Origin of the sequence: Pseudoalteromonas sp. TAB23 (assembly GCF_000498075.1) — a bacterium.
Lineage (GTDB): Bacteria > Pseudomonadota > Gammaproteobacteria > Enterobacterales > Alteromonadaceae > Pseudoalteromonas > Pseudoalteromonas arctica.
Genome location: NZ_AUTP01000303.1, coordinates 1 through 12,053 on the forward strand (window position 1 = coordinate 1; position 12,053 = coordinate 12,053).

The window sequence follows — 12,053 nt, forward strand, 5'->3', positions numbered from 1 at the left end:
GAACTTAAAAAGCAAATCCAACGCATTGAATTAGAAAAGGATATATTAAAAAAGGCTACCGCTCTCTTGATGTCCGACTCCCTGAACAATTCTCGTTAATTGAGAAACTAAATCAACGAGAGCGTTACCCAATTAGCGTGCTGTGTAACGTATTCAATGTGCATCGTAGCAGCTATAAATATTGGGCTATAAGGGATACAACGCCGACACTAGAACAAATAAGGCTAGAGGCTGAAGTTAGAGCAATACATGCAATGAGCGGCGGCTCAGCTGGGGCGCGGACAATCGCGGCAATAGCAACGAACAATGATTTTGAATTGAGTCGTTATCGTGCTGCTAAGCTAATGGTTAAATTAAAGCTTGAAAGCTGCCAAGTACCTCAACATTCATATAAACGCGGCGGTAATGAGCACCTTGAAATTCCAAATCTGCTTGATAGACAATTTGATGTTGTTGAGCCAGATACCGTGTGGTGCGGTGATGTGACGTATATTTGGGTAGGTAATCGCTGGGCTTATTTAGCCGTTATTATTGATTTATTTGCACGTAAAGTAGTTGGCTGGGCCATGTCGTTGTCGCCAGATACTAATTTAACGCTAAAAGCGCTTGAACTCGCGTATGAAAGCAGAGGAAAACCGACAGGACTGATGTTTCATTCAGACCAGGGTAGTCACTATACCAGTTTAAAATATCGTCAACGTTTATGGCGCTATAAAATCAAACAAAGTATGAGTAGGCGTGGAAACTGTTGGGATAATGCACCAATGGAGCGATTTTTTAGAAGCTTTAAAACGGAATGGATGCCAAAGGTTGGATATGGAAATTTTATAGATGCTAAATATAGCGTTAGTGATTATATCAACGGATATTACAACAACGTTAGGCCGCATCATTATAATGCCGGTTTAGCGCCAAATGAATCTGAGGTTAGATATCAAGATTCTAAAACTGTGGCCAAATTTTATTGACCACTACAGTTTGATGTTGTTAATAATATCGAGAGCATTAGAAAGTTGCATAAAAAAATCCGAATTCTACAAAAGAATTCGGATTCTTACATACCTAGAAGATCGTTCAATTGCTATTAACTAATTCTTAAATGATCGGCATTAGTCCTTATGGACCCTTTTTTGTATTTAGATTACATATACTTTCTTAAGTATTTTTTGAATACCGGATCTGTTGCTGCCAACTCTTTTTGCTCAGCTAATATCTCTTTTAAAATAGCACCTGAAGTAAGCGGGTTAGCTAGTACCACCCTAAATACAACTGTTGGTTGATTGTCGTATTTAGAAGGCGTTAAACGAGTACGTGATACAAATGAGCGACCAGACTCTCGCTGACGTTTTTGCATACTGGCAGTAAAACGGTTCAGTGAAGCAAAAATATCTAACCGAGTTGCCGCATCAGCATCGGCTATTGCTTGTTTAATTTGCTTAGGTACATAACGATACGTTAATAAGCACAACTCAGGCTCCGAAATAAGCTCAAAGTCTTCATCAGCCTTAATTAAATCAGCAAAGTAATGTGCTTTTTTGATGCTTCGATCAATCAGCATTTCGTAACCTTTACGACCAATAACACGTAAGCAAGCATGTACTAACATTGCCATACCAGGTCGGCTGCCTTCTAGCGTGTGGCTACCTAAGTCTTTTGAACCTTTACGTAATATGTACTCAGCGTGATGCTCTATTGCATCAGTTGCAGCGGGATCTTTAAATAAAACTAAGCCCGCTCCCATTGGTACATACATTTGTTTATGTGCGTCGATGGTAATTGAATCTGCTCTCTCAATCCCTTTAAGTAAAGGGCGATGCGTGTTCGATAAAAGGGTCGCTCCTCCCCATGCAGCATCTACATGAAAATGGCAGTTAATGTCTTGTGCTAAGTCGGCCATTTCATCAAGTGGGTCAATATTACCGGTTTCGGTTGTACCCGCTACCCCAATAATCGCCATTACTTTAATGCCTTGCGATTCAAGCTCACGTGCTTTTTCGCGCATAGCTCCTACATCAACTTTATTATTTTCGCAGGTTTTAATGCCAATTAAGTTATCGCGGCCAATACCGAGTAAATCAACCGATTTACCTAACGAGTAATGTCCGCGTTCTGATATTAATACTGCTAAACCTTTATAGCCGTAATGCAGCATACCGGCAATTAGGCCTTGTGCGCCGATACCTCTAAAATCGCCATCGGGTTTTAATAAGCGGTTTCGCGCAATCCAAAGCGCAGTAATATTAGCAACCGTTCCACCAGAGCAAAATGCACCTAGTGAGGTTTTAGCACTGTGCATCCATTTAGAATAAAATGAATCTTCTTGCCCATAAGCTAAATGATGCATCATTCCAAGCACTTGACGCTCAAGAGGCGTAAACGCTTTAGACGTTTCTATTTTTACTAGATTTTGATTTAGCCCTACCATCAATTTTGACAGCGGTAATAAGAAATGCGGCAAGGCAGAGGTCATGTGACCAATAAAGCTAGGCGCAGCTGTATGCACAGAATGTGCAACAAGTTGCTCCATTATGTCTTGGGCATAAGCAGATACAAACGTTGGATCCTCTGGGATCACTGCCGACTGAAAATCTTTTTCGATTTCATGTAATGGTTTTTCAATTGCCGCTATATTTTCGTTTAGAAAACCTGCTAAATTACTCGAAATTTCAAGCTCGATTTTGCTTAAAGTTGAGTCTGGCGCTTCAGGTACAGTAAATATACGCTTAAGGCTTTCTTTAGAGGCGACGGCACAACGCTTTTGATCCATCTCAATACCTAGTGTGTGTAGCTAAAACACGCGCTTACCCATCAAAAACGCCTAATTATTAGGACATTTAGAGCAATCGTGTTTCTTTAAAAATTGCGCTAACTTTACTGCAATATAACTAAAATGTCTCGTTTAAACCTATAAAAGCAATCAAAGCGATGACAAAAAAATGATAACTTAATTAAAACTCTACCAAACCTAATTATTTATTGGGCATTTACTTATTTTGGGTATAATAAATTTGATAACAAAAAAGGGACACATATGCCAGAAGGAAGAGTCAAAGTTAGTTGGATAGTGGCAGGCTTTAGCTTATTTTTAATAAGCTTGCTTACCTATGTTTACTACACTTACCAAACCACGCGTGCTGAAATAATGCAGTCGGTTGATAATCGCTTACTTAATGCCGCCACCAGCGTTAAACATATTCTAGGTGAAAATTACTTAAGTGCGGTTAATCAAGGCGACAACATAAGTTTTTCTTACTATCAAAATAAGAGTAAACAGCTCTCTGAGTTTGCTCAAGCACTTGATATTGCTTATGTGTATTCAATGATTTTAAAAGACGGAAAGGTTCTTTTTAGCTCATCAAGCTACACGCAAGACGATCAGAATAATGGCAAAGTAACTCAATTTTTAGATCTCTACCCTGAAGCTACCGATGCAAATATAAGTGCTTTTTACTCAACCGAGCCTGTATTTGAAATATCGAGCGATCAGTGGGGCCACTTTAAAACTATTTTTATTCCTTACGTTGACCCTATTAACGGCAATACCTATTTAACGGGTGCCGATATAACTATTTACAATTTAAACGAGAAACTTAAAGAAAGCGTATCAAAAGCAGCTGCCATGGCGAGCTTCTTCTTTTTTATCGCGATACTAGTTGCCGCCATATATATTTATTTACTAAAGCGCTCTTTAGCAACTGACTCAAGTACTGGTTTTTCAAATCATATTGCTCTTGAGTACTTTATTAAAAAAAGTAATGCTCATCACATGCAGTTAGCCGTTATTTGGGTTAATGAAATAGAAGATATAAACAGTTTCTACGGCACTGAAGTGGGTGACAAAGTAATGAAAAACTTACTTATTCACTTTAAACTCAGAAGCTCTGCGCATTGCCATATATACAGACTAGCAACCAACAAAATAGTATTACTCGCTCCTAAAGAAATGAGTAATGACGAATTTACCGATCTCGTAAAAACATATAACTTTAATACCCCAGTGTTAACTGACCCTTTTATTTATATAACTCTATGTGCAGGTATTGCCAGTGGCAATAAATCGCTACTACTTGAAAACGCTCATATAGCGGCGCTGCAAGCTAAACAAGGCAGGCATAGCGTAGTTAACTACTCAAAAGCGCTACACGATGTAAAAACGCAATATCAATACAATGTTGAAATGGCTAAAGAGGTGCGTGAAGCGTTTGATAACAACCGTATAGTGCCTTACTTTCAACCCATTATTGATACAAATACCAACAAGGTCGTTCAATACGAATGTTTAGCTCGAATGGTAACGGCGCAAGGGGAAGTGTTAAAACCTGATGCATTTTTAAATGTTGTTACTCGCTCAAGAATGGACGGAATACTTACCCGTACTATATTTTCACAATGTGTTAGTCGCTTTAGAAAAACCGATATTTGCTGGAGTTTAAATATAACAGCACAAGATATGCTCGACCCTAATTTAAGTGAGTTTATTGCGGACGAACTTAAGCGCTACCCGCATCCTGGTAATATCACACTAGAGCTTTTAGAAACCCAAGCTATTGCCAACTTCTCTGAAGTAAAAGCATTTATTGGAATGGTTAAAACGAAAGGCGTTAAGGTTATTATTGATGACTTTGGTAGTGGTTATTCAAATATATCAAACGTACTTAAGCTTGAAGTGGACGGTATTAAGCTAGATGGTGCACTAATAAAGCAAATAGTGAATGACAAAGATATCTATTTATTTATTGAACATATAGCCAGTTTTGCTAATCAACTTGGTTTGCAATTAATGGCAGAGTCGGTAGAAAATGCAACCATAGTAACCGCACTTAAAAAGGCGAATGTGACACTAATGCAAGGCAACTACTTTGCCCACCCAGTGTCACATGTTAGTACGGTTATAGAAGAAGAATTAGCACTTTAACTTACTTTAGCGAGGTAAGTTAATAACGAGTCGGTGGCTTTGCTGGCCACTGGCCCAGTATTTACGCTCAAAAGGCGTAATGGCATCGTCTGACTCATAAAGCGTTACATCGCAAGGGTTGCCTGTTAATTCAAGCGCCCGAGCAAACTCCTTAACGTAAATATCCCAATTGCTGCGCACTTCTAATTTTCCACCTAACTTAACGATAAATGGAAAAATAGCTGCGCCATGCCAGCGCCTACGAATATGCTTAGATTTAGGCCACGGGTTTGGATACAACAAATAATGGTGTGTAGGTTGCCAATTAGCAGCAACCGCTAAACGCCAAAAGTCGTTTAAGTCTGCTTGCACTAAGATGTACTGACCACTGTCGGTTTGCTTATATTCAACATCGTGCTTATCTAATCGGTGCGACGATTTATCAATACCAATTATAAGTGCATCAGGGTGGCGCTTAGCTAAGTTAGCTGAGCTTTCACCTACGCCACAACAAGAGTCTAAAATAAGCGGGCCACTAAAGGCTTGTACTTTAGCATTAACCTCGTCAAATGCGGCTTGGGTATGCGCTGCAATTGGCTTTTTAAATTCAGCATCTAAGTGCTTATTTACTATTTCATCAAGCTTTTCGTGAATACCCGCTTGATTAGATACAATACTACGTGAATTTGCATCACTCATTAGTGTCTTAGCCCCACACCTTTTTTGATCAATGTAAGCGCTAATGTAAATAACGCTGTTATAAATACTAAAATAACCCCAAGAGCCACGCTCAAATCAACATCCGACACACCTAAAAAGCCATAACGAAATGCGTTAACCATATAAATTATAGGGTTGATTTGTGATACATTCTGCCAAAATTCAGGCAGCAACGTAATTGAATAAAATACACCGCCTAAGTAAGTTAGTGGCGTTAGTATGAAGGTGGGGATAATGCTTATATCGTCAAAGCTGTTTGCGTAAATTGCATTTATTAAACCACCTAAAGCAAACACAGCTGAGGTTAAAATAACCGTCGCCATAATTACAAAAATATTATGAATTTGAATATCAACAAATAATAACGATACACAGGTAACTATAAAGCCCACCATAATACCGCGCGTCATACCGCCACCCATATAACCTAGAACAATGATGTAGTTAGGTACAGGTGCAACTAAAAGCTCTTCAATGCTTTTTTGAAACTTTGTTGAGTAAAAACTAGAGGCTACGTTGGAATAGGAATTAGTAATGACCGACATCATTATAAGGCCAGGTACAATAAACTCCATATAACTAAAGCCGCCCATGTCGCCTATGCGTGAACCAATTAAGTTACCAAAAATAACAAAATATAAGCTCATCGTAATTGCTGGCGGTACTAAAGTTTGCACCCAAATACGTAAAAAACGAATACACTCTTTGATCCACAAACTCTTTAAGGCTACGCCATATTTAAACATTTATTCGCCCCGCCCTTGCTCTAGTAATCCAACAAATAACTCTTCTAATCTGTTTGCTTTATTTCGCATACTCAATACAGTATTACCTTGAGTTGTTAATGCACTAAAAACCGCATTTAAGCCTTGAGACTTAGCGACTTCCACTTCAACAGTGTGATCGTCCGTCATGGTAAATTTATAACCTTCAAGCGTGACAGGGTTTGCTGGCATTTTTAAATCTAAAATAAAGGTTTCTTTATCAAGCTTTGCAAGCAGTGCTTTAATGGTCGTGTTTTCAACAATTCGGCCATTATCGATTATGGCGATGTTTTTACACAGTAACTCTGCTTCTTCAAGGTAATGCGTAGTTAAAATAATAGTAACGCCTTGCTCATTTATTTGGCGTAAAAAATCCCACATTGAACGACGAAGTTCTATGTCTACACCCGCTGTTGGCTCATCAAGTATAAGCAACTTAGGTTCGTGCATAAGGGCACGCGCAATCATTAATCGGCGTTTCATACCGCCTGAAAGCGTACGTGCTTGTTTGTCTTTTTTCTCAAGTAAGCCAAGTTGCGCTAAGTATTTATCAGCACGTTTATGGGCTTCGCCACGTGGCACACCATAATAACCGGCTTGGTTAACAAGTATTTGGCTAAGTGTTTCAAACTGACTAAAGTTAAACTCTTGCGGCACTAAGCCTAAATGCGCTTTTGCAGCTTCTAAATCAGTATCAATATTACAACCGAATACTTCTACCTTGCCTTTTGTTTTATTAACAAGTGACGAAATAACACCAATAGTGGTTGATTTACCTGCTCCGTTTGGACCAAGTAAAGCGAAAAAGTCGCCCTCTTTAACTTGTAAATCAACGCCTTTAATAGCCTCAACACCATTTTTATAAACCTTGGTAAGGCCTTCTATATTTAAAGCAATATTTTGCTTATTCATTACTTACCCTCACCATAACCCCAACGTTTTGTTAGGTTATGTTCAATATTTAAATGATCTAAAATTCTCGCCACCATAAAATCAACTAAGTCTTCAATACTTTGTGGCTTATGATAAAAGCCAGGCGCTGCTGGCATTATGGTCACACCTAAACGAGATAACTTAAGCATGTTTTCTAAATGAATTTCGTTAAACGGTGTTTCGCGCGGCACTAAAATTAACTGTCCGCGTTCTTTAATTACCACATCAGCGGCGCGCTCTAATAAGTTATCTGACGCCCCTACTGCAATTGCAGAAACCGATCCAGCACTGCATGGACATACCACCATTTTTTTAGGTGCAGCAGAGCCCGAAGCCACAGGGCTAAACCAGTTATCTTTACCGTATACTTTTAACTGCCCTGATTTAGCATTAAACAGCGTACTTAACTGCTCAGTGGCTTTATCTTCGTTACCAGAGAGCTTAATATTTGATTCTGTATCAAGCACCACTCGCGCTGCACTTGAGATAAGTACGTAAACTTGAAATTGCTGCTCAAGCAATACTTCAAGTAACCTTAAACCATAAGGCGCACCTGATGCACCGCTAAAAGCGAGCGTAATTCTATCTTTAAATTGCACACTATTCTCCGCTGTATTTATCAGCTAAACCATCAACAAGGTGTTGATGAAGGCCATTAAAACCGCCATTGCTCATAATTAAAATATGTTGATTAGGCTCAATACTTTCAAGCACCGTATCAATAATTGTTTGTGTGCTGCTATAGCATTGCATACCCGCTTTATCTGCTTGCTCTTTTAGCGACCAATTTAGATTCTCTGGTTCAAAAAGTAGTACGTCGTCAGCATCACGCAGTGAATCTAATAATGTATATTGATGCACACCCATTTTCATAGTATTTGAGCGCGGCTCTAAAATAGCGATAATTTTTTCATCGCCTACTTTTGCGCGCAGTCCTGCAAGCGTAGTTTTAATTGCTGTTGGGTGATGCGCAAAATCGTCATACACCTTAATATTATTTATATCAGCCTTTAGCTCCATACGCCTTTTAGGGCTAATAAATTCTCCTAGGGCATCAATACTATGATCAACAGCTATACCCACATGGCGCGCTGCTGCGATAGTCATAATTGCATTTTTAACGTTATGCTCGCCTATTGCTTGCCAGCAAACAGTGCCCTGCTTTTCGTTATTTAAAAGTACATTAAACTCACTACCATCGGCTTTTATTAATTCATAGCCCCAGTCATCACCGAGTGTTTCGCTTTCGCTCCAAAGCCCTTGTGCTATTACGTCATTAAGCGCTACGTCTTGCTTAGGCCAAATTACCTTGCCGCTTTGAGGTAATGTACGCATTAAGTGATGAAATTGTTTTTTTATTGCGTTTAAATCTTCGAAAATATCAGCGTGATCGAATTCAAGATTATTTAATATAAGTGTACGCGGAAGGTAATGGACAAACTTACTGCGCTTATCAAAAAAAGCTGTGTCGTATTCATCGGCTTCAATAACAAAAAATGGCGTTTCACCTACTTTGGCCGATACACCAAAATTTTGGACTATGCCGCCAATTAAAAACCCTGGTTTTAAACCTGCGTACTCTAATACCCACGCAAGCATACTTGCTGTAGTTGTTTTACCATGCGTACCGGCTACAGCAAGTACCCACGAGTTTTGTAATAGGTTATGTTTAAGCCATTCAGGGCCAGATGTATAAGGTAGGCCTTTATCAAGCACATATTCAACACACGGGTTACCACGGCTCATTGCATTACCGATAACTACCATATCTGGTTTTGGCTCTAATTGAGATACGTCGTAGCCTTGAGTCAGTTCAATGCCAAGCTCTTCAAGTTGCGTACTCATTGGTGGGTAAACGTTTTGATCAGAACCCGTTACTTTATGACCTAATGATTTAGCAATGGCTGCAATGCCACCCATAAACGTGCCACAAATGCCCAAAATATGTATATGCATATACTTTCCTTAAATCGTATGCTCACTTTACAGCTATGCAAAGTTTAATGGCGCTATAATGCCAAAATTCGTGCTTAGTTACCATTGCGAGTAAGCATTTCACTCGTGCCAAAATGTCCACTTGATAACAAAAAAGCCTTCTTAGTCAGAAGGCTTTTTTGTTAGGCGATTATTTTCTACATCATTAAAAATACAATCAAACCTACACCGAGTAATAAACGATATATTACAAATGGCAACATACCCATTCGCTCTATTACTTTTAAAAACATAAATATACATGCATAAGCCGATAAGAACGATAGCACCACACCAAGCAATAATGTATTCCAATCAACTACATGGTCACCCAGTGCAAGCTCTGCAATATAATAAAGACCCATCATAGAAATAATCGGAATCGCTAGTAAAAACGAAAAACGCGCTGCGCTTTGCTTATTCATACCCAACATTAAACCAGCAGTCATCGTGATACCTGATCGAGAAGTACCCGGGATCATTGCAACAGCTTGTGCGAAACCAATGATAAGTGCCGTTTTCCAATTGAGCTGATAAATAGTTTTAATTTGTTTCCCTTTTGCATCCGCGTACCAAAGCAACAAACCAAATACAATGGTGGTAGTAGCAATAACCCAAGCGCTTCGCAAATATAACTCAATAAAGTCTTTTAAAAGTAAGCCTAAAATAGCGGCAGGCACAGTGCCTAAAATTATCCACCAACCTAGCTTACTATCATCAGTAGTACCCTGTGCTCCAAAGGATTTAAACCACGCACTGAGTATGTCGACGACCTCTTTGCGAAAATAAATAACAACGGCAATTAAAGTACCAACATGTACTGCCACGTCAAACGCAAGCCCTTGATCTTCCCAGCCTAAAATTTGCGATGGGAGAATTAAATGCGCAGAACTCGATATTGGTAAAAACTCAGTAAATCCCTGTATGAGGGCTAAAATAATTATTTCGATAATACTCATAGGTTAGAAAACTCCACCTTCCATAGCTTTTGTTGAGGGTTATTATATTCATTCCATAACTGCGCAATCGTTTGCTTAGCTACAGGATGATAAAAATCTGGGGCAACCTCACTCAGAGGTTGTAATACAAATGCATTTTTAGTTATTTCATCACGTGGTAATTGCGCTGGGGAATCGCAAGTTACATCATCATAAAACAGTAAATCTAAATCGAGCGTTCGTGGACTAAATTTTTTATCGTTCGCTGTACGCCCATTATCACGCTCTATTTGTTTTAATAAAGCGCATACATCAGCAAGCGACATATCAGTTGTAGCGCCAACTACTGAATTATAAAAATTATTGCCAGCAAACCCAACTGCTTCACTTTCAAAAACAGACGAGTGCACAATGTGCTCAAAGTGCTGCTTAAGTGCAATTAATGCACATTGTATATAATGCGCTTTATTTATATTTGACCCTAGGCTGATATAAATTTGAGCCATTTAGTCAGTTGCCTTAACACGTGTAATTTCAACACCCACAGTTTGTGCTTGTGCTACTGCTGCAGGTTTACTTACTCTTATAGTAACTTGTGGCGTATTAAACTCGCTTAAAATAATCTCAGCCAACTGCTCAACCAAAGTCTCTAGCAACTCAACAGGTTTTGCAGTGCTGTGTTCAATAACGCGTTCGCTTACTTTTGAGTAATCCAGTGCTAAATTAATATCGTCATTTTCGGCTGCAGGCTTAATATCACTAAGCATTTCAATATCAAAATAAAGGCTCTGTTTACTTTCTTTTTCAAAGTCGTACACTCCAATAATAGTGTCGACGTGCAATTGAGATATAAAAACCTTATCCATTGATACTCCAAATAACAACAAACTACTAAGCAACTATACAAAGCATCAATAAAATTAATACTGTATATGGTTTAGCCAGTGTTTAAATATGTGAAAATAACTTCTACAATAGCAAAATAACCAAACTAGCTATTAAATAGCCTGTTAATAATTTTCACGATAAATTTTGCTGCTAATAATAGCTTAAAAGTACTATCAATTGGTATAGCAATTAAAAAATAAGGAAGCGTGTGTTAGCCACTTTAATGTTTGTTTTAGCTTATTTACTTGGGTCGATTTCGTCGGCTATTTTAGTGTCGCGGTTGTTCAAACTCCCTGACCCTCGTAATAGTGGTTCTAACAACCCAGGGGCTACAAATGTTTATAGATTAGGCGGAGCATTTCCGGCTTGCTTGGTTTTAGTGTTTGATATTTTAAAAGGCACTATTCCAGTATGGGGAGCTTATTTTTTAGAAGTTGAACCTTTAGAGCTTGGTTTAGTCGCTGTAGCAGCTTGCTTAGGCCATATGTACCCACTGTTTTTTAGCTTCAAAGGCGGTAAAGCCGTAGCAACGGCATTTGGCTCATTATTACCTATTGGCTTATCATTGGCGGGTTTACTTGTTTGTACATGGCTGGTTATAGTGGCAATAACACGCTATTCATCACTTGCGGCGCTTGTGGCAGTCTCTTTAGCACCTTTATATACATGGCTAATAAAACCACTTTATACTCTTCCCGTTACTTTTATCACGCTGTTAATTATATTTCGTCACCGTACTAATATTATTCGATTATTTAGTGGGGAAGAACCAAAAGTAGGCGCTAAAAAAGCACCCACTGATGAAAACAAAAACAATTAATGTAAGAGTAATACCAATTTTATTAAAAACATAATCATTCTAGCGTATTAAATAACTCACTAACTACGTTAAAAATTATTTATATAGAACAACTATGTATCATAATTTTAGCCTTGTTATTG

Annotated in this window: 11 protein-coding genes and 1 pseudogene; 3 read left to right on the forward strand and 9 right to left on the reverse strand. The window is 38.6% G+C overall.

All coding sequences use genetic code 11. From position 1 onward, the window contains the following. Positions 1 to 968: pseudogene (locus L654_RS0119320) on the forward strand (IS3 family transposase); the annotation flags it as partial. Positions 969 to 1,141: 173 nt separating this feature from the next. Here the strand turns inward: L654_RS0119320 and panP are convergent. Beyond that, positions 1,142 to 2,767: a pyridoxal-dependent aspartate 1-decarboxylase PanP gene (panP, locus tag L654_RS0119325; RefSeq protein ID WP_024594075.1), complete on the reverse strand. Its 1,626-nt coding sequence runs from the start codon at positions 2,765 to 2,767 to the stop codon at positions 1,142 to 1,144. A gap of 264 nt (positions 2,768 to 3,031) precedes the next feature. Here panP and L654_RS0119330 point away from each other — a divergent pair, with 264 nt between their 5' ends. After that, positions 3,032 to 4,915 carry a GGDEF domain-containing protein gene (locus L654_RS0119330; protein ID WP_010554415.1) on the forward strand — a complete coding sequence of 628 codons (1,884 nt, stop codon included), beginning with the start codon at positions 3,032 to 3,034 and terminating at the stop codon, positions 4,913 to 4,915. A 6-nt stretch (positions 4,916 to 4,921) separates the two neighbouring features. Here L654_RS0119330 and L654_RS0119335 read toward each other — a convergent pair whose 3' ends face one another. The 8 genes from L654_RS0119335 to folB form a co-directional block, all read right to left on the reverse strand. Then, a complete protein-coding gene (locus L654_RS0119335) occupies positions 4,922 to 5,593 on the reverse strand; it encodes an SAM-dependent methyltransferase (RefSeq protein WP_007584750.1) in 672 nt (223 codons plus the stop codon). Beyond that, on the reverse strand, positions 5,593 to 6,360 hold the full coding sequence (locus tag L654_RS0119340) for an ABC transporter permease (RefSeq protein WP_007584748.1): 768 nt from the start codon (positions 6,358 to 6,360) through the stop codon (positions 5,593 to 5,595). The genes L654_RS0119335 and L654_RS0119340 overlap by 1 nt, the downstream gene beginning before the upstream one ends. Then, complete coding sequence (locus tag L654_RS0119345; protein ID WP_007584747.1) at positions 6,361 to 7,290, reverse strand: ABC transporter ATP-binding protein; 930 nt, start codon at positions 7,288 to 7,290, stop codon at positions 6,361 to 6,363. Continuing rightward, the gene (locus L654_RS0119350) at positions 7,290 to 7,910 is read right to left on the reverse strand and encodes a flavin prenyltransferase UbiX (protein WP_007584746.1); all 621 of its coding nucleotides are present in this window, start codon (positions 7,908 to 7,910) and stop codon (positions 7,290 to 7,292) included. The genes L654_RS0119345 and L654_RS0119350 overlap by 1 nt, the downstream gene beginning before the upstream one ends. A 1-nt stretch (position 7,911) precedes the next feature. Next, the gene (gene mpl / locus L654_RS0119355) at positions 7,912 to 9,267 is read right to left on the reverse strand and encodes a UDP-N-acetylmuramate:L-alanyl-gamma-D-glutamyl-meso-diaminopimelate ligase (protein WP_024608801.1); all 1,356 of its coding nucleotides are present in this window, start codon (positions 9,265 to 9,267) and stop codon (positions 7,912 to 7,914) included. A 176-nt stretch (positions 9,268 to 9,443) separates the two neighbouring features. Next, complete coding sequence (locus L654_RS0119360; RefSeq protein WP_024608802.1) at positions 9,444 to 10,244, reverse strand: undecaprenyl-diphosphate phosphatase; 801 nt, start codon at positions 10,242 to 10,244, stop codon at positions 9,444 to 9,446. Continuing rightward, on the reverse strand, positions 10,241 to 10,729 hold the full coding sequence (gene folK, locus L654_RS0119365; RefSeq protein ID WP_007584740.1) for a 2-amino-4-hydroxy-6-hydroxymethyldihydropteridine diphosphokinase: 489 nt from the start codon (positions 10,727 to 10,729) through the stop codon (positions 10,241 to 10,243). The genes L654_RS0119360 and folK overlap by 4 nt, the downstream gene beginning before the upstream one ends. After that, positions 10,730 to 11,089: a dihydroneopterin aldolase gene (gene folB / locus L654_RS0119370; protein WP_024608803.1), complete on the reverse strand. Its 360-nt coding sequence runs from the start codon at positions 11,087 to 11,089 to the stop codon at positions 10,730 to 10,732. Positions 11,090 to 11,319: 230 nt separating this feature from the next. On the opposite strand from folB, the gene plsY reads away from it, so the two are divergent. Then, a complete protein-coding gene (gene plsY, locus L654_RS0119375; protein WP_024608804.1) occupies positions 11,320 to 11,931 on the forward strand; it encodes a glycerol-3-phosphate 1-O-acyltransferase PlsY in 612 nt (203 codons plus the stop codon). Positions 11,932 to 12,053 lie beyond the last annotated feature (122 nt).

Bases quoted from the DNA above. Each gene is read 5' to 3' on its own strand.
- L654_RS0119340 (WP_007584748.1), bottom strand. From the start codon at position 6,360: ATGTTTAAATATGGCGTAGCCTTAAAGAGTTTGTGGATCAAAGAGTGT.
- folK (WP_007584740.1), bottom strand. From the start codon at position 10,729: ATGGCTCAAATTTATATCAGCCTAGGGTCAAATATAAATAAAGCGCAT.
- mpl (WP_024608801.1), bottom strand. From the start codon at position 9,267: ATGCATATACATATTTTGGGCATTTGTGGCACGTTTATGGGTGGCATT.
- L654_RS0119335 (WP_007584750.1), bottom strand. From the start codon at position 5,593: ATGAGTGATGCAAATTCACGTAGTATTGTATCTAATCAAGCGGGTATT.
- L654_RS0119345 (WP_007584747.1), bottom strand. From the start codon at position 7,290: ATGAATAAGCAAAATATTGCTTTAAATATAGAAGGCCTTACCAAGGTT.
- folB (WP_024608803.1), bottom strand. From the start codon at position 11,089: ATGGATAAGGTTTTTATATCTCAATTGCACGTCGACACTATTATTGGA.
- L654_RS0119330 (WP_010554415.1), top strand. From the start codon at position 3,032: ATGCCAGAAGGAAGAGTCAAAGTTAGTTGGATAGTGGCAGGCTTTAGC.
- panP (WP_024594075.1), bottom strand. From the start codon at position 2,767: ATGGATCAAAAGCGTTGTGCCGTCGCCTCTAAAGAAAGCCTTAAGCGT.
- L654_RS0119360 (WP_024608802.1), bottom strand. From the start codon at position 10,244: ATGAGTATTATCGAAATAATTATTTTAGCCCTCATACAGGGATTTACT.